Source organism: Streptomyces sp. NPDC059524 (assembly GCF_042749255.1).
GTDB classification, from domain to species: Bacteria; Actinomycetota; Actinomycetes; order Streptomycetales; family Streptomycetaceae; genus Streptomyces; species Streptomyces xanthii.
Window position 1 is genome coordinate 15,232 of the sequence record NZ_JBHYTK010000070.1, and the last position, 25,003, is coordinate 40,234.

Here is a 25,003-nt window from a genome sequence, read left to right on the forward strand (position 1 = left end):
CGTGACGGAGGGGGTCGGAGTTCCGCCGATCAGGCCCGGCTCAGGCCTCCTCCTGACCGCCCGTCACCAGGGCGCCGCCCAGTGGTGTCCGCTCGTACAGCACCTGATGGCCCCGGCGGTGTGTGGTGAGCAGTCCGGCCGCGCGCAGCGCCCTCAGGTGTGCCGACACGGAGGACGGGGCCAGGCCCAGGGTGTGGGCCAGCGCGCTGGTGGACGTCGGGGCGCCGAGCGCGCTCAGGACGTCCGCGCGGTTGCGGCCAAGGATCCCGGCGAGCGCCTCCGGGGCGGCGCCGGACGGCTGCGTCCACAGGCCGCCGATCCCGCGCACCGGGTACACGACGGTGGGCTGCCACGGAGGCTCGAACCCGCTGATCACCTCGGGCCACGCGAACACGCTCGGCATGAGGACCAGGCCCTGCCCGTCCAGGCTGCGGCGGTGACTGCTCGCGCGGGCCGTGAGGGTCAGCGTCGCCGGGTCCCAGCCGATCCGCGGATGCAGCTCCGAGAGCAGCCCCTCCAGACCCACCCGCGCCAGCCGCCCCGAGTGGTACGCGACGTCCGCCTCCAGCAGCGCGCGCAGCCGGGGCCAGTCCGGCTCCACCAGCACCTGCCAGGCCCGCTCCAGCGTGTCCGCGAGCTCCTGCACCGCGCGCCCCGGATCCTCCAGCATCGCCCGCCCCTGCGGGGTCTCGGCGGCGCCCTTCGTGCAGGCCAGCGACAGCGCGAGGTCCTTGCGGGCCACGTCCGCCGGGGTCGCCCGCACCGCCGCGAGCTCCTCGTGGAACGTCGCAGCGGGCCCGATCGGCGGCGGCCCGAGAAAGTCCGGGCTGTGCCCGCTGCGCGGCATCAGCAGCCGGATCGCCGTCAGGTCGAGCTCCCGCGCGGCCTCCCGGATCCGCCGCAGCCACGGCAGGTGGTACCCGTGCCGGTCCGGCCGCCCCAGCGTCCGGATCGCGTCGTGCGTCTCCCACAACGGCGACACCGCGAACCGGCACCGCAGCAGATCGCTCTCCCCGAAATGCAGATACAACGCCATGCCCCGCCCCTCCTCCCTCCCGGACATTCGGCCCGAGCCGAAACACTACGCCCGGCTCCACCGCCTCGACAGGCTCGAGCCATGACGCAGGACCAGCAACAGCAGCAACAGCAGCAGACCTCCGGCGGCACCTTGGAGGAACGGACACCCGGCTACGGCGCGCTCTTCCGCGTCGCCGAGTTCCGGGCCGTGTTCGTCGCGCACGCCGCCTCCCTCTTCGGGGTCGTCGTCGCCGAGATCTCGCTCAGCGTGCTCGTGTACCGCCTCTCCGGGTCGCCGCTGCTCAGCGCGCTCACCTTCGCGCTCGGCTTCCTGCCGTACGCGATCGGCGGGACCCTGCTCTCCGGGATCGCCGACCGGTACCCGCCCCGCCGCGTCCTCGTCGTCTGCGACCTGATCTGCGCGGGCTGCGCGCTCCTGATGGCGCTGCCCGTCACCCCGGTCGCCGCGCTGCTCGCCCTGCGCTTCCTCATCGCGCTCGTCTCGCCCGTGTTCAACGGCACCCGCATGGCGACCCTCACCGATGTGCTCGGCGACGGCGACCTGTTCGTACTGGGCCGCTCCCTGCTGCGGATCGTCTCGCAGAGCGCGGTCCTCGGCGGCCTCGCCCTCGGCGGCGTCCTGCTCACCGTCGTGCCCCCGCGCGGCGCCCTCGCCATCACCGTCGTCACGTTCCTGTGCTCGGCGGCTCTGCTGCGCCTCGGCACCCGCCGCAGACCCGCCCGCACCCCCGAACCCCGCGCCCTGATCGGCCACTCCCTCGCCGGCGCCCGCCAGTTGTTCGCCCACCGCCGGCTGCGCGCCCTCGTCCTGCTGCTCTGGGTGCCGCCGCTCTTCTCCGTCGTGCCGGAGGTGCTCGCGGCGGCGTACGCGGACGACATCGGCGCCGGGACCTCGGCCGTCGGCCTCCTGATGTGCGCGATGGCCGTCGGCACGATCGGCGGCGAACTGCTCGCCGGTTCCGTCCTCTCGCCCGCCGCCCGTGCCCGGATCGCCCTCCCGCTGGCCTGCCTGACCCTGCTGCCGCTCGCCGGGTACGCGGTCACCCCCGGCCTCGCCGCGACGCTGCCCCTGCTGCTGCTCTCCGGGCTCGGCTTCGCGTACACCCTCGGCGTCGACCGCTGGTTCGTCGACGAGCTTCCCGAGGAGCTGCGCGGGCGTGCCATGACCGTGCACAACGCGGGCCTGATGACCGTCCAGGGCATCGGCGCGGCCCTCGCCGGAGTGGCCGCCGAGGCCTTCGGGGTCGCCGCCGCGGTCACCGCCGCCGGCGTGCTCGGCACCGTCTGCTGCACCGCGCTGGCCCTCGAAGTACGGGCGAGCGCACGGACCGGGAGGTCAAAGGGCGAGACGGGGCTGACCACCATATGACCGGCCGGTATGGTCTGGGACGTGCCGAAGCCGCTCAGTCTTGCCTTCGATCCGATCGCCCGCGCCGACGAACTCTGGGAACAGCGCTGGGGCGCCGTGCCGTCCATGGCCGCGATCACCTCGATCATGCGCGCGCACCAGATCCTGCTCGGTGAGGTCGACTCCGTCGTCAAGCCGTACGGACTCACCTTCGCGCGCTACGAGGCACTGGTCCTGCTCACCTTCTCCAAGGCGGGCGAACTGCCGATGTCGAAGATCGGCGAGCGGCTCATGGTCCACCCCACCTCGGTGACGAACACCGTCGACCGCCTCGTGAAGTCCGGCCTCGTCGCCAAACGCCCCAACCCCAACGACGGCCGCGGCACCCTCGCCACGATCACGGAGAAGGGCCGCGAGGTCGTCGAGGCGGCCACCCGCGACCTGATGGCGATGGACTTCGGCCTCGGCGTCTACGACGCGGAGGAATGCGCCGAGATCTTCGCGATGCTCCGCCCGCTGCGGGTGGCGGCGAAGGATTTCGACGAGGCGTGACGGAGCCCACCGGGCCCGCCTCAAGATCTCGCAAAACGGACGGTTACGCTCGACGCATGAAGAAGAGCGTGCTGACCCGCTACCGCGTCATGGCCTACGTGACCGGTGTCCTCCTCGTCCTGCTCTGCCTCGGCATGATCGCGAAGTATCTGTTCAAGATGGACGAGGCCGACGGCATCACCAAGGTCGTCGCCATCGCGCACGGCTGGCTCTACGTCGTCTACCTGATCTGCGCCTTCGACCTGGGATCCAAGGCGAAGTGGCCGGTCGGCAAGCAGCTGTGGGTGCTGATCGCGGGCACCATCCCGACGGCCGCCTTCTTCGTGGAGCGCAAGATCTCCGCGGAGCTGGACGCCAAGGTCGCGGACGGCGACGAGGCGCTCGCCAAGGCGTAGCCGCCCCCGCCGGCGCCCCGCAGGCACCCCCGCCCGCACGAGCTGCGGGCGGTTTGCCATCGACATTTACTAGGACGTCCTAGTAAATTCGAAGGCATGGGAAGCATGGACGCTGACGCCATCGAGGAGGGCCGCCGTCGCTGGCAGGCCCGTTACGACGCCGCCCGGAAGCGGGACGCCGACTTCACCACGCTGTCCGGTGATCCGGTCGAACCGGTCTACGGGCCACGGCCCGGGGACACGTACGAGGGTTTCGAGCGGATCGGATGGCCGGGTGAGTACCCCTTCACCCGCGGCCTGTACCCGACCGGCTACCGGGGTCGCACGTGGACGATCCGCCAGTTCGCCGGATTCGGCAACGCGGAGCAGACCAACGAGCGGTACAAGATGATCCTCAAGGCGGGCGGCGGCGGTCTCTCCGTCGCCTTCGACATGCCGACGCTCATGGGCCGCGACTCCGACGACCCGCGCTCGCTCGGCGAGGTCGGCCACTGCGGCGTCGCCATCGACTCCGCCGCCGACATGGAGGTCCTGTTCAAGGACATCCCGCTCGGCGACGTCACCACCTCCATGACGATCAGCGGCCCCGCCGTCCCGGTCTTCTGCATGTACCTCGTCGCCGCCGAGCGCCAGGGCGTCGACCCGGCCGTGCTCAACGGCACGCTCCAGACCGACATCTTCAAGGAGTACATCGCGCAGAAGGAGTGGCTCTTCGAGCCCGAGCCCCATCTGCGCCTCATCGGCGACCTGATGGAGCACTGCGCCGCCTCCATCCCCGCCTACAAGCCGCTCTCGGTCTCCGGCTACCACATCCGCGAGGCCGGGGCCACGGCCGCGCAGGAGCTCGCGTACACCCTCGCGGACGGCTTCGGGTACGTCGAACTGGGCCTGTCCCGCGGGCTCGACGTCGACGTCTTCGCCCCCGGCCTCTCCTTCTTCTTCGACGCCCACCTCGACTTCTTCGAGGAGATCGCCAAGTTCCGCGCCGCGCGCCGCATCTGGGCCCGCTGGATGCGCGACGTGTACGGCGCCAAGACGGACAAGGCCCAGTGGCTGCGCTTCCACACGCAGACCGCCGGCGTCTCCCTGACGGCCCAGCAGCCGTACAACAACGTCGTACGCACCGCGGTCGAGGCCCTCTCCGCCGTCCTCGGCGGTACCAACTCCCTGCACACCAACGCCCTCGACGAGACCCTCGCGCTCCCCAGCGAGCAGGCCGCCGAGATCGCGCTGCGCACGCAGCAGGTGCTGATGGAGGAGACCGGCGTCGCCAACGTCGCGGACCCGCTGGGCGGTTCCTGGTACGTCGAGCAGCTCACCGACCGCATCGAGGCCGACGCCGAGAAGATCTTCGACCAGATCAAGGAGCGGGGCCTGCGGGCGCACCCCGACGGGCAGCACCCCATCGGGCCGATCACCTCCGGCATCCTGCGCGGCATCGAGGACGGCTGGTTCACCGGCGAGATCGCCGAGTCCGCCTTCCAGTACCAGCAGTCGCTGGAGAAGGGCGACAAGCGGGTCGTCGGCGTCAACGTCCACCACGGGTCCGTCACCGGCGACCTGGAGATCCTGCGCGTCAGCCACGAGGTGGAGCGCGAGCAGGTCCGCGAGCTCGCCGGCCGCAAGGAGGGCCGTGACGACGCGAAGGTGCGGGTCGCTCTCGAGGCGATGGTCGCCGCCGCGCGGGACGGGTCGAACATGATCGCGCCGATGCTCGACGCGGTCCGTGCGGAGGCCACCCTCGGTGAGATCTGTGGCGTCCTGCGCGACGAGTGGGGCGTGTACGTGGAGCCCGCCGGCTTCTAGCGGGATTCGGCTCTCCGTCCGGTGGGGGCTGGTCGCGCCCCGCGGCGGAGCCGCTGATGAACACAGCCCCGCGCCCCTGAGATGCACACCCTTCGGGTGGCATCTCCCCGATGAGGTGCAGCCTCATCAGGGGTGCGGGGAACTGCGCGAGAAGCCCCACCGGGCCGCACCCGACGACGGGACGGGTGGGCCCGAGCTCTCAGTCGCCCGAGGCCGCGCTCAGGCCGCCCAGCAGCAGCAAGGTGAACCGCCGGACCCAGTCCGCGTCCACCGACTCCCCGCTGACGAGAGTCCGATGCACCACCGCCCCCGCCGCCACATCGAAGATGAGGTCGGCGGACCGGGCCGCGGACTCGGGGTCGGGCGGCACGGGAAGCTCCCCGCGCCGCTCGGCCCGGGCCCGCCCCTCAAGAACGAGCCGCTTCTGACGGTCCACGATGGACGTCCGGATCCGCTCCCGCAGTGGAGCGTCCCGCGTGGACTCCGCGACCACCGCCATGAGCGCCGTCTTGGTCTCGGGCCGGTCCAGGATCGCCGCGAACTGCAGCACGACCGCCTCGATGTCCGCCGCGAGCGAGCCGAGATCTGGCAGTTCCAGCTCGTCGAAGAGCACCGCGACCGCGTCGACCACCAACTCGTTCTTGCCGGCCCAGCGCCGGTACAGGGTCGTCTTGGCGACCCCCGCCCGCGTCGCCACGTCCCCCAGCGTCAGCTTGGACCAGCCGAGGTCGACGAGCGCCGCGCGGGTGGCCTCCAGGATCGCCTCGTCCGCCGCGGCGGACCGGGGGCGGCCCTGGCGGCCCGGTCGGCAGGGGGAGGACGGAATGCGGCTCTGCATGCCGTGACCATACCGGCCGGTAGCCGCACGGCCCGTGAGCCAGATCACCGGCGTCCGCGTCCCCGGCCGTCTTACGCTGCATATACGCTACGGGTCGTAGCGTAAGCACGAACTCGTGCGGCGCCCCGGATCTGCACCCCGGAGCGGTCGAGACGAGCGGCAACCACGGATGCCGGGTGGGGACCCGGCATCAGAAAAACGCAACGCGGCCGAGTCCGCTCCGTACGCCTCGCAATCCGGCGGGAGGCCACGGAGGCGGACCCGGCCCACAACGGTCCGCGGAAGGGGGAGACTGTACGCATGCAGCCACGGAACATGTCCATGAGCGGAGTCGTCGACCTCGCCGCGGTGAAGGCGGCCCAGGAGGCCAAGGCGAAGGCGGAGCAGGCGCGCGCCGAGGCGGCCCGTCAGGGCGGCGGCCCGACCGCCGTGCCCCCGTCCTCCCTCGTCATCGACGTCGACGAGGCGGATTTCGAGAGTGCCGTACTGCAGCGCTCCACCGAGGTGCCCGTCGTCATCGACTTCTGGGCCGAGTGGTGCGAGCCCTGCAAGCAGCTGAGCCCGCTCCTCGAGCGGCTCGCCGCCGAGTACAACGGCCGCTTCCTGCTCGCCAAGATCGACGTCGACGCCAATCAGATGCTGATGCAGCAGTTCGGGGTCCAGGGGATCCCCGCCGTCTTCGCCGTGGTGGCGGGACAGGCGCTGCCGCTCTTCCAGGGGGCCGCCCCCGAGGCCCAGATCCGGGGCACCCTGGACCAGTTGATCCAGGTCGCCGAGGAGCGCTTCGGCCTCACCGGCATCGCGGTCGACCCCGATGCGGAGGGTGCCGCCCCGGTCGTGGAGACTCCGGCCGGTCCCTACGACGCCCTGCTCGAGGCCGCCGTACAGGCTCTGGACGCGGGCGACCTCGCCGGCGCGGTCCAGGCGTACAAGAACGTGCTGTCTGACGACCCCGGCAACACGGAGGCCAAGCTCGGCCTCGGTCAGGCCGAACTCCTGCAGCGCGTACAGGACATGGACCCGCAGGCCGTGCGCAAGGACGCCGCCGACAAGCCCGGTGACGTGCGGGCGCAGATCGCGGCCGCCGATCTGGACCTGGTCGGCGGGCATGTCGAGGACGCGTTCGGGCGGCTCGTCGACGCGGTGGCCCGCTCGGCCGGCGAGGACCGGGACGCGGCGCGCGTCCGTCTGCTCGAGCTGTTCGAGGTCGTCGGCTCCGACGATCCCCGCGTGACTGCGGCGCGTACAGCTCTGGCCCGGGTTCTCTTCTGAGCCGTCGGTGACCAGTTCTTAAACGCCACGGCATGTGATGCCGGGGTGAAAGTTCTGTCCGCGGAGGGCGACGGCGGCCGCGCTTTACCAAAACTTGGTAATTGCGGCCGCTGTTACTTGGAGTAAGTCGAGAGCCGTTTTCTGTCCGGTTCCGTCCCGGATTCACCCGCAATCGCAACTCGGTTGACAGCACCCTGAGTTGCTGCTTGATGCCAGCCGGTCGCGGCGTGGTTATCTCTCCGTTACCCGTGAGTAACGAACCCCCTTGTGTCCCGGCCGGGAATGCACCACGATCGGGCACGCTCGGTCCACTCCCCACCGTCCGAAAGCCATTCGGACAGCGGGGTCCTTGGGTCCCCACCGAGCAGGTCGACGGCGGACCAAGGGGAGCGCCGTCGGTCTAGGACAGGGGGGTCTCAGCCTTCCGGTTGAGCCTGTCCGGCAGGTTGCGCGTGATGGCTCAGGTGCGACCAGTGGTTGTCGCTCGGGGGTGATCGCCGGTGATCAGGGTGCGGACTCGCGCCTCCGATGCGGGCGCTCTCCTTCCCGAGGACGTAGCACTTCTCCCATCCCTGCCCGGCTGAGCCGCCGCAAGGGGCAGTCAGGGCCGGAGATGTACGTCCGAGAAGGAGGAACAGTCATGAAGTCCGTGACTCGTGGCGGGACCAGATGGAAGCGGTTCGCCGTCGTCATGGTGCCCAGCGTCGCGGCGACCGCCGCGATAGGCGTCGCCCTGTCCCAGGGTGCGCTCGCGGCATCGTTCAGTGTTTCGGGTCAGTCGTTCAAGGTGACGGCCGACTCCCTTGATGGTGAGGGCTTCGTCCAGTACGGAGCCATCGACAGCGGCAAGACGGGTGCCCACCCGGTCGCGGTCGTCGGCATGAAGTCCGCCGAGATCACCAACCTGTGCCAGTCCGTCGTCGTGCCGGTGCCGGTCTTCGGTGACGTCTCGATGAAGCTGTCCGCCGGTGGCGCGGGCGGCCCCCGTGTGGAGGCCAAGACCCTCTACATCGACGCAGATGACCTGAAGGCCGACGCGACCTTCAAGAACATCGACATCGGTGTGGCGGCTGGTGACGCCAGCAAGGGCCCCGGCATCCACAACGGTGACAAGGCCGACCCGAACTCGTTCGCCCAGCAGGCCGACTCGGTGCACTTCGAGAACGTCCAGCAGCGTGCGTGGGCCACCACGGCCGGCACCTTCAAGCTCTCGGGCCTCAAGATGAGTGTCAAGAAGGGCAAGCACGAGTGCTACTAGTCCCGACGGGCCCGAACCCGGGCCCGGGGCTTGGCACTTGATGTGCTGAACGGCCGGGCGCGGGGGCGACGGGAATTCTCCGAGCCGTCCCCGTGCCCGTATCCGGACAGCCACCATCACCACAGAACAACGCCATTCCCGAGGAGCTGTACGACATGAGCGCCGAAGCGCACGCTGGGCTGGGCCCGAAGCTTGGTCACATGCGCCAATCGTTCCGAGGGTGGCGCGGTCAGCGCCCATTCTGGGGTGGTCTGCTGTCGATCCTCGGCGGCCTCCCGATCATGTACTTCCCGTACGCGAATCTGACGCTCGGCAACATGACGATCAAGATGGCGACGACGGCGGGAGCCGGCTCGCTCATCATCGGCGTCCTCCTTGTCGTGCTCGGCCTGACGATGTGGTACCAGCCGCACTCCCGGGTGTTCGCGGGTGTGGCGGCGATTCTTCTCGCCCTGGTCTCCCTGGTCGTCTCCAACTTCGGCGGGTTCGTCATCGGCTTCCTGCTGGCCCTGATCGGTGGTGCCCTCGGCATCGCCTGGGCCCCGGGCAGGCCGCAGGGGGATTCGCCGGCGCGAGGCGGTGACGCGACCGGGTCCACGGACACGGCCGCCGCTCCGCCGATCGCGGGAGCCACCTATCGGGTCGCGGGCGCAAACGACGACGAGTCAGGGACGAGCCCGGATGACGGGACGAACGGGAGGCACCGTGCCGGCTGACGAGGTGCACCACGAGGACTCCGGTGCGGAGTCCCGTGCGAGAACCGGGCCGCGGCATGCAGCACCGAGGAAGCATCTGTTCACCAGGCTGCACATGCCCGCGGGCAAGGCGATAGCGATCGCGGCCATGCCCACGGCCGTGCTGATGGGCCTCGGCCTCACGCCCACGCTGGCGTCGGCCAAGGACAATCCGACCAAGTTCTCGGCGGACGACTACAAGGCGTGCGCCGACGCGGTGGAGGCGAACAAGGACGCCGAGGACGGCGCCGCCACCGACAAGGACAAGGCGGACGCGTCGGCGACCCCGACCCCGTCCCCGTCGGCCTCGGCCGGCAAGGACGCGGCGGACTCCGGCGCGGACAAGGACGCCGGCGCGGGCGGCTCGGCGGAGCAGAAGACGGCGGAGCCCACGCCCACGCCGTCGGCCGACGCGTCGAAGGACGACGCCGGTTCCGACAGCGCGGACGAGCCCACGGCGACGCCGTCGCCGTCCAAGACCACGAACCCGCTGGACCCCCTGGGTGTCGGCGACGCCATCAAGGACTTCTTCACGCCGGACGACCAGGAGACGGCCACGCCGACTCCGTCCCCGTCCGCCTCCGCGTCGAAGGACTCGGGCGGCGTGGTCGGGGACACGGTCGACAAGGCCGGGGACACGGTCAAGGACGTCACGGACGAGGCCGGCAAGACGGTCGAGGACACGGCGGACAAGGCCGGGGACGCGGTCAAGGACGTCGAGGACACGGCGGACAAGGCCAAGGAGGCAGCGGAGTCGGCCACGCCGACCCCCGACGCCACCGAAGTGCCGGAGAACTGCCCCGTGGCCACCGACGCCGAGGGCGCGAACGAGGACACGCCGGCCCAGCTGCCGTCCGAGTCCTGGAAGCTGCAGGCGAGTTCGCTGCTGCTGAAGGGGGCGGACTACAAGGGTCTCGTGGACGTGCGCATGGCGGACGGCTCCACCAAGCGGGTCATGAAGTACATCATCTCGAACGGCACCGACATCGGTGATCTGCACCAGATCGCCCCGGGTCCGAACGGGAAGTTCTTCCACATCCGCGCGGACAAGGGCTCCACGTCCACCATCCGCGACGGCAAGACGATCATGTACACGGAGGAGCTCTCGGGCAATCTGCTCGGGCTCATCCCCATGACGTTCAACGCCGAGAACCCGCCGCCGCTCAACCTGCCGATCCTCTACTTCACCAACGTGAAGGTGACGCAGGCCGCGCAGTTCGGCGGCACGCTGCACGTCCCCGGACTGCACACCACGGTCGAGGACAGCTGACACCGGCTGACCGCACGCCACACACACGAGAGGGCGCCCCCCGCTTCCCGCGGTGGGCGCCCTCTCGTGCGTACCGGGGCGGCCGTCAGTCGCGGTCGCCGCCGCCCAGGTGGTGCACCCGGACCATGTTGGTGGTGCCGGGGACGCCGGGGGGCGAACCGGCGGTGATGACCAGGGTGTCACCGGAGTTGAAGCGGCTCAGCTTCACCAGCTCGGCGTCGACCAGCTCCACCATGGCGTCCGTGGAGTCCACGTGCGGCACGACGAAGGACTCGACGCCCCAGCTGAGCGTCAGCTGGTTGCGGGTGTCGTCGTCGGTGGTGAAGGCCAGGATCGGCTGGGCCGTGCGGTAGCGGCACAGGCGGCGGGCCGTGTCACCGGACTTGGTGAAGGCGACCAGCGCCTTGCCGTCCAGGAAGTCCGCGATCTCGCACGCGGCGCGGGCCACCGAACCACCCTGCGTCCGCGGCTTCTTGCCCGGGACGAGCGGCTGGAGCCCCTTGCTGAGCAGCTCCTCCTCGGCCGCCTGGACGATCTTCGACATCGTCTTGACGGTCTCGATCGGGTAGGCGCCCACGGAGGACTCGGCGGACAGCATGACCGCGTCGGCCCCGTCCAGGATCGCGTTGGCCACGTCGGAGGCCTCGGCGCGGGTCGGGCGCGAGTTGGTGATCATCGACTCCATCATCTGGGTCGCGACGATCACCGGCTTGGCGTTGCGGCGGCACATCTCCACCAGGCGCTTCTGCACCATCGGGACCTTCTCCAGCGGGTACTCGACCGCGAGGTCGCCGCGGGCCACCATCACCGCGTCGAACGCCGCGACGACGCCCTCCATGTTGGCGACGGCCTGCGGCTTCTCCACCTTGGCGATGACGGGGACCCGGCGGCCCTCCTCGTCCATCACCTTGTGGACGTCCCGCACGTCGTCCGCGTCGCGCACGAAGGACAGGGCGACCATGTCGCAGCCCATCCGCAGCGCGAAGCGCAGGTCCTCGATGTCCTTCTCGGACAGGGCCGGCACGTTGACGGCCGCGCCCGGGAGGTTGATGCCCTTGTGGTCGGAGATGACCCCGCCCTCGATGACGATCGTCTTGACCCGGGGGCCCTCGACGTCCATCACCTTGAGCTCGACGTTGCCGTCGTTGATCAGTACCTGGTCCCCGCGCGCGACGTCACCGGGCAGGCCCTTGTACGTCGTGCCGCAGATCGACTTGTCGCCCGGGACGTCCTCGGTGGTGATGGTGAACTCGTCACCGCGCACCAGCTCGACGGGTCCCTCGGCGAAGGTCTCCAGGCGGATCTTGGGCCCCTGCAGGTCGGCGAGCACACCCACGGCGCGGCCGGTCTTGGCGGCGGCGGCCCGGACCCGGTCGTAGCGACCCTGGTGCTCGGCGTGGGTGCCGTGGCTGAAGTTGAATCGGGCCACGTTCATGCCGGCCTCGATCAGCGAGACGAGCTGCTCTTCGGAGTCGACGGCGGGGCCCAGCGTGCAGACGATTTTGGAACGGCGCATGGAGCGATCCTATCGGTTTGTTTCGCTGCGGAATATTCCGTCTGGTGGAAACTACAAATGGGCGGCGGTGCGCTCAGTCGTTGCGCGGCGCGACCAGCGCGTAGGTCTGCCGCGCGATCTCCAGCTCCTCGTCGGTCGGCACCACGGCCACGGCCACCCGCGCGTACGCGGGCGAGATGATCCGGGCCTCGTCGGAACGTACGGAATTCAGCTCCCCGTCCACCACGAGCCCCAGTTCCTCCAGGCCGGCGATCGCGGCCTCGCGCACCGGAGCCGCGTTCTCCCCGACCCCCGCCGTGAACGCCACCGCGTCCACCCGGCCCAGCACCGCGTAATAGGCGCCGATGTACTTCTTCAGCCGGTGGACGTAGATCTCGAAGGCCAGCCGCGCCGCCTCGTCGCCCTCGTCGACGCGGCGGCGGATCTCGCGCATGTCGTTGTCGCCGCACAGTCCGATCAGACCGCTCTTCTTGTTGAGCAGCACGTCGATCTCGTCCGCCGACATGTTGCCCACCCGCATCAGATGGAAGATGACGGCCGGGTCGACATCGCCTGAACGCGTCCCCATCACCAGCCCCTCCAGCGGAGTGAGCCCCATCGAGGTGTCCACGCACACCCCGCCGCGCACGGCCGACGCGGAGGCGCCGTTGCCCAGGTGCAGCACGATGACGTTCACCTCCTGCGGCTCCTTGCCCAGCAGCTCCGCCGTCTTCCGCGACACGTACGCGTGCGACGTGCCGTGGAAGCCGTAACGCCGGATGCGGTGCTCGTCCGCCGTCCTCACATCGATCGCGTAGCGCGCCGCCGACTCCGGCATCGTCGTGTGGAACGCCGTGTCGAAGACCGCCACCTGCGGCAGGTCCGGGCGCAGCGCCATCGCCGTACGGATCCCCGTCAGGTTCGCCGGGTTGTGCAGCGGCGCCACCGGGATCAGCCGCTCCACCTCCTTGAGGACCGCGTCGTCGATCACCGTCGGCCGGGTGAACAGCTTTCCGCCGTGCACCACCCGGTGACCGATCGCCGCCAGCTCGGGGGAGTCCAGGCCGAGCCCGTCCGCCGCCAGCTCCTCGGCGACCGCCTTGAGGGCCTCCTCGTGATCGGCGATCGGCCGGATCTGCTCCCGGCTCTGCCCGCCACCGCCCAGCAGCGGCGTGTGCTTCAGCCGCGACGTCTCCTCACCGATCCGCTCCACCAATCCCACCGCGAGCCGCGTGCTGTCGCGCATGTCGAGCAGCTGGTACTTCACCGACGACGAGCCGGAGTTGAGGACGAGGACGCGGGTCGCGGGCGCGGCCGGCGGGGTCGCGGGGGTCGGCGAGGTCACTGTGCAGCCTTCTCGGTGGGGGTCTGGGCCTGGATCGCCGTGATGGCGACGGTGTTCACGATGTCCCCGACGAGCGCGCCGCGGGACAGGTCGTTGACCGGCTTGCGCAGGCCCTGCAGGACCGGGCCGACCGCGATCGCGCCGGCCGACCGCTGCACGGCCTTGTACGTGTTGTTGCCGGTGTTGAGGTCCGGGAAGATCAGCACGCTCGCCTGACCCGCGACCTCCGAACCCGGCAGCTTGGTCGCCGCGACCGACGGCTCGACCGCCGCGTCGTACTGGATCGGCCCCTCGATCTTCAGGTCCGGGCGGCGCTCGCGCACCAGCTCCGTCGCCTCGCGCACCTTGTCGACGTCCGCGCCCGTGCCGGAGGTGCCCGTCGAGTACGACAGCATCGCGATCCGCGGCTCCACCCCGAAGCGGGCGGCGGTCACGGCGGACTGGGTCGCGATGTCGGCGAGCTGGTGCGCGTCCGGGTCCGGGTTCACCGCGCAGTCCCCGTACACCAGGACCTTGTCGGCCAGGCACATGAAGAAGACGGAGGAGACGATCGCCGCGTCCGGCTTCGTCTTGATGATCTCGAACGCGGGGCGGATCGTCGCGGCCGTCGAGTGCACCGAACCCGACACCATGCCGTCGGCCAGGCCCTCCTGCACCATCAGCGTGCCGAAGTAGTTCACGTCGGCCACCACGTCGTACGCCAGCTCCACGGTGACGCCCTTGTGGGCGCGCAGCTGCGCGTACGCGGCGGCGAACCGTTCCCTCAGGTCCGAGGTCTGCGGGTCGATGATCTCGGCGCCCGTCAGGTCGACCCCGAGGTCGGCCGCCTTCTTGCGGATCTGCTCGACCGGGCCGAGCAGCGTCAGATCGCACACCCCGCGCCGCAGCAGCACGTCGGCCGCGCGCAGCACCCGCTCCTCCGTGCCCTCCGGCAGCACCACCCGGCGCTTGTCCGCACGGGCCTGTTCGAGCAGCTTGTGCTCGAACATCATCGGCGTGACCCGGTCGCTGGACGGCGCCTGCACCGACTTCAGCAGCTCCGCCGTGTCCACGTACCGCTCGAACAGGCCGAGCGCCGTCTCCGCCTTGCGCGGCGTCGCCGCGTTCAACTTCCCTTCCAGGGAGAACAGTTCGGCCGCCGTCGGGAACGAGCCGCCCTCCACCGCCACCACCGGCGTGCCCGGCGCCAGCCGGTCGGCCAGCTTCAGGATCGCCTCGCCCGGCCGCTCGTTCAGCGTCAGCAGCACGCCCGCGATCGGCGGGGTGCCCGCGCTGTGCGCCGCCAGCGAGCCGACCACCAGGTCCGCGCGGTCCCCGGGCGTCACGACCATGCAGCCGGGCGTCAGCGCGTTCAGGAGATTGGGCAGCATCGCCCCGCCGAACACGAAGTTCAGCGCGTTCCTCGCCAGGCCCGAGTCGTCGCCGAGCAGCACCGTGCCGCCCAGGTGGTGCGTGATCTGGGCGACGGTCGGCGCGGCGAGCGCCGGATCGTCGGGCAGCACGTACGCGGGGACGGGCAGCGTGCCCTCCAGCCGCTCCGCTATCTCGTCCCGGTCCCCGGGCACCACCCGGTTCACCACCATCGCCAGCACGTCGCAGCCCAGGCCGTCATAGGCGCGGTACGCGTTGCGCACCTCCGCGCGCACCGACTCCGAGGTCTGCCGGCGGCCGCCGACCACCGGCACCACCGAGGCCCCGAACTCGTTCGCCAGGCGCGCGTTGATCGCCAGCTCGTCCGGCAGCTGCGTGTCCGCGAAGTCCGTGCCGAGCACCAGCACCACGTCGTAGTCCCGGGCCACCGCGTGGAACCGGTCCACCAGCCGCGACACCAGCTCGTCCGTGCCCTGCTCCGCCTGGATCGCCGACGCCTCGTGATAGTCGAGCCCGTACCCGCTCGCCGGATCCTGCGACAGGCGGTACCGCGCCCGCAGCAGATCGAACAGCCGATCGGGTCCGTCGTGGACGAGCGGACGGAAGACCCCCACCCGGTCGACCTGACGGGTCAGGAGCTCCATGACTCCCAGCTCGACGACCTGACGGCCGTCGCCCCGGTCGATCCCGGTCACGTACACGCTGCGCGTCACGCGTGCTCTCCTCCTGCGTCGAGTCCTGCGGCAACCCTCTTGACAGTACCTCCGGCCGCGGCTACACCGCCCGCCGGAAAAGGCCCCCGAAGTCAGGGACCTCGTGCCCCCTCGTCCCGTGCCGAAGCGCCTTTCCCCGCCCGGCACGAACGCGACAGCCGCCGGGCCGTGGAACAATCGGCGTGGCTCTCAGACGTACCAGCAGCGAGCAGGAGACACAGCACGATGCGTATCGGAGTTCTGACCGCAGGCGGCGACTGCCCTGGCCTGAACGCAGTGATCCGGTCGGTCGTGCACCGCGCCGTCACGCACTACGGCGACGAGGTGCTCGGCTTCGAGGACGGCTACGCGGGACTCCTGGAGGGGCGCTACCGACCCCTCGACCTCAACGCGGTCAGCGGCATCCTCGCCCGCGGCGGCACCATCCTCGGCTCCTCCCGCCTGGAGCGCGACAAGTTCCGCGCCGCCTGCGAGAACGCGAAGGCGCTCGCCGAGGAGATCGGCTTCGACGTCCTCATCCCGATCGGCGGCGAGGGCACGCTGACCGCCGCCCGCATGCTGTCGGACGCCGGGCTGCCCGTCGTCGGCGTCCCCAAGACGATCGACAACGACATCTCCTCCACCGACCGCACCTTCGGCTTCGACACCGCCGTCGGCGTCGCCACCGAGGCCATGGACCGCCTCAAGACCACCGCCGAGTCGCACCAGCGCGTCATGGTCGTCGAGGTCATGGGCCGGCACGCCGGCTGGATCGCCCTCGAGTCCGGCATGGCCGGCGGCGCCCACGGCATCTGCCTGCCCGAGCGTCCCTTCGACCCCGCCGACCTCGTCGCCATGGTCGAGGAGCGCTTCGCCCGCGGCAAGAAGTTCGCCGTCATCTGCGTCGCCGAGGGAGCCCACCCCGCCGAGGGCACCATGAACTACGGCAAGGGCGAGATCGACCAGTTCGGCCACGAGCGCTTCCAGGGCATCGGCACCGCCCTCGCCCGCGAGCTGGAGCACCGCCTCGGCAAGGAGGCCCGGCCGGTCATCCTCGGCCACATCCAGCGCGGCGGCACCCCCACCGCGTACGACCGCGTCCTCGCCACCCGCTTCGGCTGGCACGCCGTCGAGGCCGCGCACCAGGGCGTCTTCGGCCGCATGACCGCACTGAGCGGCACCGACGTCGTCATGGTGCCCCTCGCCGAGGCCGTCACCGAGCTCAAGACCGTCCCCAAGGACCGCATGGACGAGGCCGAGTCGGTCTTCTAGGGCCTGCGGCGCTCGATTTCAGGGAGTCACGGAGCGGCGATCCTGGACCAGAACTCGTCCAGGATCCCCTCCAGGAACTCCCGCCCCGCCCCACCGGAGTCCGGCGACGACCCGCCGCCCCAGGTCAGCGTGGCCGCCATCAGCGCCTGGTACTCCAGGTGCATCTCCTGCAGCACGTCCTCCAGCTCCCGGCGCGGCACCGGTACCAGCCGGGACACCGTCCGCAGCTGGCCCTGCCAGCGCGCCGTCACCGCGCTGCGCAGCAGGTTCGCCAGCAGCTGGTCCCGCCCGGTCACCGTCGCGAAGGCGCGGGGCGCGAGCCGGAGCACCCGGGCCAGCGCCTCCGACTGGCGCTCGTTGCCCCGCCACTCGCCGGTCTCCTCCATCCGCAGGTACGCGTGGATGTCGACGCCGATCTCCCGCGCCACGTCCTCCGGCGCGATCCCGAGCGCGAGCCGGTGCTCCCGCAGCGTCCGCGGCTCCCCGATCAGCTCGGCCTGCGAACACCACAGCGCGCCGGCGAGCGCGGTGAGTTCGGCCGCCGTGGGCGCCGCGTCACCCCGCTCCCAGGCGATCACGGTGTCCGGAGTGACGTACGCGAGCCCGTACTGGGCGCGCATGCCGTACGCGACATGGCCCGGCGCCATCCCGAGCGCCTCGCGGAGGCGACGGGCCGCGGGGGCGTTGAACGGCGGGGTCGGCTGGTCGGCAGCGGCCTTGTGGTGCACGGCCACAAAGTAGGGGGGATCGCGGCGCTTGGCTACGGTGCGTTCTGCCCGCGTCACATATCGTAGGAACGTACAGGTGGGAAGCCCGCTGTGGGAGACCGCCCGGGAAGCGCTCCGGGAAAGCGCATGCTTCGCGGTTCAACCTTTTACGGCGCCGCCGAGCGCGAAGCCGCCGCCGAAGCGCCGGGACACCAGGACGTACAGCAGGATCACCGGCGTCGAGTAGATGATCGAGAACGCGGCGAGCTGCCCGTAGACGACCGTGCCCCGGTTCCCGAAGAAGTCGTTGATGCTCACCGACGCCGGCATCTGGTCGGGGGAGAGCAGCAGCATGAACGGCACGAAGAAGTTCCCCCACATCATGGCGAACGAGAACACCGTGACCACGGCGACCCCGGGCCCCATCAGCGGCAGCACGATCCGCACCAGCGACTGGAACGTGCCCGCCCCGTCCGTCCAGGCCGCCTCCTCCAGCTCCCTCGGCACCCCGTCCATGAAGTTCTTCATCAGCCAGATCGCGAACGGCAGCTGGGACGCCGCGAAGAAGTAAATGGTGCCCGCCCTCGTGTCGATCAGGTCCACCTGCACGAACAGCGCGTACACCGGCACCATCACGGCGGTGATCGGCAGGCACGTCGCGAACAGGATCGTCGCCAGGAACGGCTGGTTCAGGCGCGAGCGGTAGCGGGAGAGCGGGTACGCGGCCAGCGCCGCGCACACCACCGTCAGGGCCGTCGCCCCGCCGCACAGCACCAGACTGTTCAGCAGCGGCGTGAACGTGATGTCCGGCTTCAGCACCGCCTCGAAGTTGTCCAGCGTCGGTGCGGACGGCACCTTCACCCGCAGGTTCGCGTCCCCGTCCACGGACGACAGCAGCACCCATGCCAGCGGCAGCGCGAAGGCCAGGGCGACGACGATCAGCGACGCGTCGGCGGTCAGCCGCTCACGGGTACGGCGTCGGGTCACTCAAGCCTCCGGGCGCAGCAGGCGCATGTAGACCAGCGAGAACAGCGAGCCCACCACGAGCAGCAGCAGGGCCACCGCCGTGCCGTAGCCGATCATGCTCTTCTGGAAGGCCTGCTCGTACATGAACAGCGGCAGCGTCTGACTGTGATTGCCCGGGCCGCCCCTGGTCATCACCCAGATCAGCCCGAACACGGACAGCGTCTGCAGCGTGTTCAGCATCAGGTTCGTGCCGATCGAACGGCGGATCATCGGCAGGGTCACGTGCCACAGCCGCCGCCATCCGTTCGCCCCGTCCACCTCTGCGGCCTCCGTGACCTCCTTCGGGATCTCCGACAGCGCCGCCGAGTACACGAGCATCGAGAAGGCCGTGCCCCGCCACACGTTCGCGAACGACACCGCCAGGATCGGCAGGGTGAACAGCCAGTTCTGAGTGGGCAGATGGAGCCAGCCCAGGATCGCGTTCAGCGTGCCCTCCCGGCGGAAGAACGCGTACAGCAGGAATCCGGCGACCACCTCCGGCAGCACCCACGCCGTCACCACCACCGCGCCGACAACCGTGCGCACCGGCTTCGACGCCCGCTCCATCAGCGCCGCGAGCGCAAGCCCCAGACAGTTCTGGCCGACGATCGACGACAGGAACGTGAACACGAGCGTCAGCCGGACCGCGTTCAGGAAGGCGTCGTCACGGAACGCCGCCGTGAAGTTGTCGAACCTCACGAACGAGGACGCGGCCTGGCCCGTGAGCTGGAGGTCGGTGAAGGCGATGTAGGCGCAGTACGCGATCGGACCGGCCAGGAAGAGCAGCATCAGGAGCGTGGCCGGCGCGACGGGCAGCGCCCGGATCAGGGTCCGGCGCGCCGTCGCGGGGCGGACCTTCACGGGCGGGGACTTCACGGGCTCGGATGTCAGGGCCTGGGAGTTCACGGCCTGCTGACGACCTTGCCGCCCGTCGCACCCTTCAACTGCTCGTCGTACGTGTCCGCGGCCTTCTCCACGCTCGCGTCACCCGTCGTCACCGACTCCATCGCCTCCTGGATCGCCGTCGACACCTTCGGGTACGCCGGATACGCCGGTCGGTAGTGCGTCGACGCCACCAGATCCGTGAAGAACTCGATACCGGGCTGCGCCTTCACGTACGCCGGATCCGCGGCCACGTCCTTGCGGACCGCGATGCCCGAGTTGGCGATGTACCAGCGCTGCGCGTTCGCCTTCGTCTGCATCGTCTTGACGAACTCGAACGCCAGGTCCTTGTTGGCCGCCTTGGACGGGATCGCCCACGTCCAGCCGCCCGACATCGACACCTTCCCCGGCGCCTGCCCGGCTTGCGTCGGCATCGCCGCGAGCCCCAGCTTCCGCGACCACTCGGGCCACTCGTGCCCCGAGCCCTTCAGCCAGTCCTGCGGCAGCCACGACCCGTCCAGGTCGATGCCGAGTTTCCCCTCGGGCAGGAACTCTCCGCGCACCCGCGTCGCCAGGTTCGGGTCCAGGGCGTCGGACACCTCGGGCCCGAGCTTCTCCTTGAACACCGTCTCCACGAACCCGAGGCTGTCCCGGAACGCCTTCGACCCGGCGACCCACTTCCCGGTCGCCTTGTCGTACAGCGGGTCGGAGTCCCCGCCCCTCGCGCCGCCCGTCCCGTACAACAGCATCTCGAAGCCCTGCATCGTCGCGGCCTCGCCGTTCGGCTTGCCGCTGTAGACGTTCAGCGGGATGACGTCCGGCACCTTCTTCTTGATGGTGCGCGCCGCGTCCAGGACCTCGTCCCAGTTCTTCGGCTGCCACGGCGTCGCGATCCCGGCCTTCGCGAAGATGCCCTTGTCGTACCAGAGCCCCCGCGTGTCCGTACCGTCCGGGACGCCGTACGTCTTCCCGTCCTCGGCCTTCGCCGCCGACTTCGCCGTGTCGATGAACTGCTTCCAGTCGCCCCACTTCTCCAGATACCGATCCAGCGGCTCGAGATACCCGCTGGTGATGTCCGAGTTGATGAGGAAAGTGTCCTCGTACGCGAGGTCCGGAGCCGTCTTCGGCGACCGCAGCATCTGCTGCAGCTTCGTGTAGTACTCCGAGTCCGGCGCCTTGATCGGAACGAGCTCGACCTTCTTGCCGGGATGCGCCTTCTCGAACTGCTTCTTCATCGCGGCCAGATAGGTGTCCATCACCTTGACCTGGTTGTCCGTCGACTGCTTGAAGGAGACCCGGACCGTGTTCGCGTCACTCCCGGACCCGCCACCGCAAGCGGTGAGGGTCCCGGCGGCGATCAGGGCGGTGGCGACGAGGAGAGGAGCGGCAGGGCGCACGAGCACGACCTCCTACGGACCATCGCGGGCATCGTTGCCACGCGGGGCTGCCAGCTGAACGTACGGGTGCGCCCCAGGGCGGTCAATGGGGCGGTGACAACGTTGTGCCCGGTCCTCGGCACGCCCGAACACCGTTCTTCCGTAACGGAGTTGAGCGAAGCGCCCGCACTACACCCAGGTGTAGACGAGCTCGGGCCGCCCCACCTGCCCGTACTGCGGACTGCGCGCCGCGCGCCCCGCGTCCACCAGGTGCTCCAGATAGCGCCGCGCCGTGATCCGCGAGATACCGACCGTCTCCGCCGCCGACGCCGCCGTCACCCCGTCCGCCCCCGCGTCCCGCACCGCCTGCGTCACCCGCTCCAGCGTCGGCGCGCTCAACCCCTTCGGCAGCGCCGCCGGCGCGGGGGAGCGCAGGTTCGCCAGCGCCCGGTCCACCTCGTCCTGCCCCGCCGCCTCACCGGTCGACGTCCGGTACTCCGCGTACCGCAGCAGCCGGTCCCGCAGCGTGGCGAACGTGAACGGCTTCAGCACGTACTGCACCACCCCCAGCGACACCCCCTCCCGCACCACCGCGAGATCCCGCGCCGACGTCACCGCGATCACGTCCGCCCGATGACCCGCCGCCCGCAGCGACCGCGCCAGCGCCAGCCCGTGCCCGTCCGGCAGATGCAGATCCAGCAGGATCAGATCCACCGCCGTCCGCTCCAGCGCCCGCCACGCCCCGGCCGCCGTCTGCGCCCGCGCCACCGTCACGAACCCGGGCACCCGGTCCACGTACAACGCGTGCGCGTCCGCGGCCACCGGATCGTCCTCGACGACCAGCACCCGGATCCCGGCCCCGTCCGCACTCATCGCCGCCCGCCTCTCTGCGCCGCATCCGCATCCGCGTCACCGCGCCCGGCCACCGACCCCGACCGTTCCGCGCCCGCCTCCCGCGGCGCCCCGCCGGCGTCGCCGCCCCGCGGCCCCGGAACCCCCTCGTCCGACGTCGCGGACACCGGCCTCGCCCCGCCCAGCGGCAACCGCACCGTGAACTCCGCCCCGCCCTCCGCCGAGCGGTCCAGCGTCAGCACGCCGCCGCCCCGCGCCACCGCCTGCCGTACGAGCGCCAGACCCAGGCCACGACCACCGGGCCCCGCCGGCTTCGTCGACCAGCCGCGCTCGAAGACATCGTCCGCGTGCGCCGGATCCACCCCGGGCCCGCTGTCCGCGACCCGCAGCACCAGCTCCTCGCCCGCCGTCAGCGCCGTCACCGTGACCCGCGCACCCGGCGACCCCTGCGCCGCGTCCACCGCGTTGTCCACCAGATTGCCGAGCACCGTCACCAGGTCCCGCGCCGGCACCGCCCGCGGCAGCAGCCCGTCGTCGATCCGCGTGTCCGCCGACACCATCAGCTCCACCCCGCGCTCGTTCGCCTGCGCCGCCTTGCCCAGCAGCAGCGCCGCCAGCACCGGCTCGCTCACCGCCCCCACCACCTGATCCGTCAGCGCCTGCGCCAGCTCCAGCTCCGCCGTCGCGAACTCGACCGCCTCGTCCGCCCGCCCCAGCTCGATCAGCGACACCACCGTGTGCAACCGGTTCGCCGCCTCGTGCGCCTGCGACCGCAGCGCCTGCGTGAACCCCCGCTCCGAGTCCAGCTCACCCATCACCGCCTGCAGCTCCGTGTGATCGCGCAAGGTCACCACCGTGCCCCGCCGCTCCCCGCTCGCCACCGGAGACGTGTTCACGACCACCACCCGGTCCGCCGTCAGATGCACCTCGTCCACCCGCGGCTCCGCCGCCAGCAGCGCCCCCGTCAACGCCCGCGGCAGCCCCAGCTCCGCCACCGAACGCCCCACCGCCGCGTCCCCGGCCCCGACCCCGAGCAGCTCCCGCGCCCCGTCGTTCATCAGCGCCACCCGCCGCTGCCCGTCCAGCATCACCAGACCCTCACGCACCGCGTGCAGCGCCGCCTGGTGATAGGCGTGCATCCGGCTCAGCTCCGTCGCGTTCATCCCGTGCGTGTGCCGCCGCAGCCGCGCGTTGATCACGTACGTGCCCGCGCCGCCCAGCACCAGCGCCGCCAGCGCCACCCCCGCCACCGCGAGCAGCTGCCCCCGCGCCTGCGCCGTGATCTCGTCGATCGTGATGCCGGCACTGACCAGCCCCACCACCTGGTTCCGCCCGTCCCGCACCGCGTACACCGGCGTCACCACCCGCACCGAGGCTCCCAGCGTCCCCGTGTACGTCTCCGAGAACGTCCGCCCCTTCAGAGCCGGCCCGATGTGCCCCAGGAACCGCTCGCCGATCCGGTCCTCGTCCGGATGCGTCCACCGGATCCCCGCCGGATCCATGATCGTCACGAAGTCGACCCCGGTGTGCCCCCGCACCTCGTCCGCGTACGGCTGCAACCGCGCCGTCGGATCCCCGCCCCCGGTGATCGCCTCCCGCACCGACCCCGCGTCGGCCACCGACCGCGCCACCGCCGTCGCCTGCCGCCGCGCCGCGTCCTCCGCCTGCCCCCGGTCGCTGACGTACATGAACAGCGCACACCCGGCCACGACGACCGCGACCAGCACAACCTGCATCGCGAAGAGCTGGCCGGCCAGGCTGCGAGGACGGGGGAGGCGCATGACGCCAGTGTGCCTGTTCGTATAAGTGCGAACTAAATGAACGGAAGGGTGACGGCCCTCACGGCCTGGGAGATAGTCACCGGGATCCGCAGGACGTGAGCCGCACGGCCTGTACGTACGTGCACCGAGGCAGAGGCGCACCGCGAGACCCGACGCCGACCGGGCCTCCACCCGAAGAACCCCGCGCGACCTCGCACGACCCGTACGCCCCCAGCACCCCGACGCCGTCGTCAGGAGGAACCGTGGCCGACACCGAGAACGGGACCGCGACCCCGCCCCCGCCCGCAGCCGCACCGCAGGCCCCCGCCAAGCGGGACCGCACCCACTATCTGTACATCGCCGTCATCGTCGCCGTACTGCTCGGCATCGCCGTCGGCTTCGCGGCACCCGACTTCGCCAAGGAGCTCAAGCCCGTCGGCACGGGCTTCGTGAACCTGATCAAGATGATGATCTCCCCGATCATCTTCTGCACGATCGTCCTCGGCGTCGGCTCCGTACGGAAGGCCGCCAAGATCGGCAAGGTCGGCGGCCTCGCCCTCGGCTACTTCATCGTGATGTCGGCCGTCGCCCTCGCCATCGGCCTCGTCGTCGGCAACATCCTCGACCCCGGCTCCGGCATGCACCTCACCGAAGCCACCAAGGACGTCGGCCAGACCGCCGCCAAGGACGCCGCCGAAGGCCCCACCGACTTCGTCCTCGGCATCATCCCGACGACGCTCGTCTCCGCCTTCACCCAGGGAGAGGTCCTCCAGACCCTCCTGGTCGCCCTCCTCGTCGGCTTCGCCCTCCAGGCCATGGGCCGCTCCGGCGAACCCGTCCTGCGCGGCATCGAGCACATCCAGAAGCTCGTCTTCCGTGTCCTCGGCATGATCATGTGGGCCGCCCCGATCGGCGCCTTCGGCGCCATGGCCGCCGTCATCGGCGAGACCGGCATCGACGCCCTCAAGGCCCTCGCCACGATCATGATCGGCTTCTACGTCACCTGCGCGCTGTTCGTCGGAGTCGTCCTCGCGGTGATCCTCCGCCTCGCGACGGGCTTCAACATCTTCGCGCTCCTCAAGTACCTGGGCCGCGAGTTCCTGCTGATCCTGTCCACGTCCTCGTCCGAGTCGGCGCTGCCCCGACTCATCGCGAAGATGGAGCACCTCGGCGTCAGCCGCCCGGTCGTCGGCATCACCGTCCCGACCGGCTACTCGTTCAACCTCGACGGCACCATGATCTACCTGACCATGGCGTCCCTCTTCATCGCCGACGCGATGGACCAGCCCATGAGCATCGGCCAGCAGATCGGCCTGCTCCTCTTCATGATGATCGCGTCGAAGGGCGCCGCCGGAGTCTCCGGCTCGGGCATCGCCGTCCTCGCCTCCGGCCTCCAGTCCCACAAGCCGGGCCTGGTCGACGGCGTCGGCCTCATCATCGGCATCGACCGCTTCATGAGCGAGGCCCGCGCCCTCACCAACTTCGCGGGCAACGCGGTGGCCACCCTGCTCATCGGCACCTGGACCGGCGAGGTCGACCGCGACCGCGTCCGCCGCGTCCTCGCCGGCGAGCTCCCCTTCGACGAGCGCACCCTGCTCGACACCGACGACACCGCCGACCAGGACGACGTCCCGGCCCCGCGCGACGGCGGACCGACGCTGGAGAAGGAGCCGGTCGGCGCCTGAGCGTCCCCACGCGGCCGACCCCGAGGGGGCGGTGTCCGGCGAGCTTCGCC

Annotated in this window: 21 protein-coding genes; 10 read left to right on the plus strand and 11 right to left on the minus strand. The window is 70.8% G+C overall.

All coding sequences use genetic code 11. The features are described 5' to 3' along the window. Positions 1-40: 40 nt before the first annotated feature. Positions 41-1,036, minus strand: a complete 996-nt coding sequence (locus ACFW9D_RS20660) for a DUF5937 family protein (protein WP_384623687.1) — start codon at positions 1,034-1,036, stop codon at positions 41-43. A gap of 81 nt (positions 1,037-1,117) precedes the next feature. Between ACFW9D_RS20660 and ACFW9D_RS20665 the strand changes: the two genes are divergently transcribed. From ACFW9D_RS20665 to ACFW9D_RS20680, 4 genes are all read left to right on the plus strand, one after another. Further along, positions 1,118-2,407 (plus strand): MFS transporter, encoded by a 1,290-nt coding sequence (locus ACFW9D_RS20665; protein ID WP_384623689.1) that lies wholly within the window; start codon positions 1,118-1,120, stop codon positions 2,405-2,407. Positions 2,408-2,428: 21 nt separating this feature from the next. Then, positions 2,429-2,938 (plus strand): MarR family winged helix-turn-helix transcriptional regulator, encoded by a 510-nt coding sequence (locus ACFW9D_RS20670; RefSeq protein ID WP_188336809.1) that lies wholly within the window; start codon positions 2,429-2,431, stop codon positions 2,936-2,938. Between the two features lie 56 nt (positions 2,939-2,994). Then, positions 2,995-3,333, plus strand: coding sequence for a DUF3817 domain-containing protein (locus ACFW9D_RS20675; RefSeq protein WP_384623691.1), 339 nt, complete (start codon positions 2,995-2,997; stop codon positions 3,331-3,333). 105 nt (positions 3,334-3,438) lie between these two features. After that, on the plus strand, positions 3,439-5,139 hold the full coding sequence (locus ACFW9D_RS20680; RefSeq protein ID WP_188341304.1) for a methylmalonyl-CoA mutase: 1,701 nt from the start codon (positions 3,439-3,441) through the stop codon (positions 5,137-5,139). Positions 5,140-5,338: 199 nt separating this feature from the next. Here ACFW9D_RS20680 and ACFW9D_RS20685 read toward each other — a convergent pair whose 3' ends face one another. Next, positions 5,339-5,977 carry a TetR/AcrR family transcriptional regulator gene (locus ACFW9D_RS20685; protein WP_188336807.1) on the minus strand — a complete coding sequence of 213 codons (639 nt, stop codon included), beginning with the start codon at positions 5,975-5,977 and terminating at the stop codon, positions 5,339-5,341. A gap of 300 nt (positions 5,978-6,277) precedes the next feature. On the opposite strand from ACFW9D_RS20685, the gene ACFW9D_RS20690 reads away from it, so the two are divergent. The 4 genes from ACFW9D_RS20690 to ACFW9D_RS20705 all read left to right on the plus strand — a co-directional run bounded on the left by ACFW9D_RS20690 (position 6,278) and on the right by ACFW9D_RS20705 (position 10,511). Next, positions 6,278-7,249 carry a tetratricopeptide repeat protein gene (locus ACFW9D_RS20690; RefSeq protein WP_188336806.1) on the plus strand — a complete coding sequence of 324 codons (972 nt, stop codon included), beginning with the start codon at positions 6,278-6,280 and terminating at the stop codon, positions 7,247-7,249. A 640-nt stretch (positions 7,250-7,889) separates the two neighbouring features. Next, positions 7,890-8,507, plus strand: coding sequence for a DUF6230 family protein (locus ACFW9D_RS20695; RefSeq protein WP_188336805.1), 618 nt, complete (start codon positions 7,890-7,892; stop codon positions 8,505-8,507). A 155-nt stretch (positions 8,508-8,662) separates the two neighbouring features. Next, entirely contained in the window at positions 8,663-9,223 is a 561-nt protein-coding gene (locus ACFW9D_RS20700) for a DUF6114 domain-containing protein (RefSeq protein WP_188336804.1), read from the plus strand. Between the two features lie 94 nt (positions 9,224-9,317). Further along, positions 9,318-10,511 (plus strand): hypothetical protein, encoded by a 1,194-nt coding sequence (locus ACFW9D_RS20705; RefSeq protein WP_384623695.1) that lies wholly within the window; start codon positions 9,318-9,320, stop codon positions 10,509-10,511. Positions 10,512-10,596: 85 nt separating this feature from the next. Here ACFW9D_RS20705 and pyk read toward each other — a convergent pair whose 3' ends face one another. From pyk to pta, 3 genes are all read right to left on the minus strand, one after another. Next, complete coding sequence (pyk, locus tag ACFW9D_RS20710) at positions 10,597-12,027, minus strand: pyruvate kinase (RefSeq protein ID WP_188336802.1); 1,431 nt, start codon at positions 12,025-12,027, stop codon at positions 10,597-10,599. 73 nt (positions 12,028-12,100) lie between these two features. Then, positions 12,101-13,351, minus strand: coding sequence for an acetate kinase (locus ACFW9D_RS20715; protein ID WP_384623697.1), 1,251 nt, complete (start codon positions 13,349-13,351; stop codon positions 12,101-12,103). Further along, complete coding sequence (gene pta / locus ACFW9D_RS20720; protein WP_188336800.1) at positions 13,348-15,435, minus strand: phosphate acetyltransferase; 2,088 nt, start codon at positions 15,433-15,435, stop codon at positions 13,348-13,350. Before pta ends, ACFW9D_RS20715 begins: the two co-directional genes overlap by 4 nt. A gap of 225 nt (positions 15,436-15,660) precedes the next feature. Here pta and ACFW9D_RS20725 point away from each other — a divergent pair, with 225 nt between their 5' ends. After that, positions 15,661-16,686, plus strand: coding sequence for an ATP-dependent 6-phosphofructokinase (locus ACFW9D_RS20725; RefSeq protein WP_188336799.1), 1,026 nt, complete (start codon positions 15,661-15,663; stop codon positions 16,684-16,686). Positions 16,687-16,712: 26 nt separating this feature from the next. On the opposite strand, the gene ACFW9D_RS20730 is transcribed toward ACFW9D_RS20725, so the two are convergent. The 6 genes from ACFW9D_RS20730 to ACFW9D_RS20755 all read right to left on the minus strand — a co-directional run bounded on the left by ACFW9D_RS20730 (position 16,713) and on the right by ACFW9D_RS20755 (position 23,289). Next, positions 16,713-17,414, minus strand: coding sequence for a helix-turn-helix domain-containing protein (locus ACFW9D_RS20730; protein WP_384623700.1), 702 nt, complete (start codon positions 17,412-17,414; stop codon positions 16,713-16,715). A 138-nt stretch (positions 17,415-17,552) separates the two neighbouring features. Next, positions 17,553-18,380: a carbohydrate ABC transporter permease gene (locus ACFW9D_RS20735; protein WP_384623702.1), complete on the minus strand. Its 828-nt coding sequence runs from the start codon at positions 18,378-18,380 to the stop codon at positions 17,553-17,555. Further along, the gene (locus ACFW9D_RS20740; RefSeq protein ID WP_384623712.1) at positions 18,381-19,187 is read right to left on the minus strand and encodes a carbohydrate ABC transporter permease; all 807 of its coding nucleotides are present in this window, start codon (positions 19,185-19,187) and stop codon (positions 18,381-18,383) included. 113 nt (positions 19,188-19,300) lie between these two features. Beyond that, the gene (locus tag ACFW9D_RS20745) at positions 19,301-20,677 is read right to left on the minus strand and encodes an ABC transporter substrate-binding protein (RefSeq protein WP_384623704.1); all 1,377 of its coding nucleotides are present in this window, start codon (positions 20,675-20,677) and stop codon (positions 19,301-19,303) included. Positions 20,678-20,845: 168 nt separating this feature from the next. Next, positions 20,846-21,529, minus strand: coding sequence for a response regulator (locus ACFW9D_RS20750; RefSeq protein WP_384623706.1), 684 nt, complete (start codon positions 21,527-21,529; stop codon positions 20,846-20,848). Next, complete coding sequence (locus ACFW9D_RS20755) at positions 21,526-23,289, minus strand: ATP-binding protein (protein WP_384623708.1); 1,764 nt, start codon at positions 23,287-23,289, stop codon at positions 21,526-21,528. The genes ACFW9D_RS20750 and ACFW9D_RS20755 overlap by 4 nt, the downstream gene beginning before the upstream one ends. 242 nt (positions 23,290-23,531) lie before the next feature. Here ACFW9D_RS20755 and ACFW9D_RS20760 point away from each other — a divergent pair, with 242 nt between their 5' ends. Continuing rightward, positions 23,532-24,953: a cation:dicarboxylate symporter family transporter gene (locus tag ACFW9D_RS20760; RefSeq protein ID WP_384623710.1), complete on the plus strand. Its 1,422-nt coding sequence runs from the start codon at positions 23,532-23,534 to the stop codon at positions 24,951-24,953. Positions 24,954-25,003: the final 50 nt, after the last annotated feature.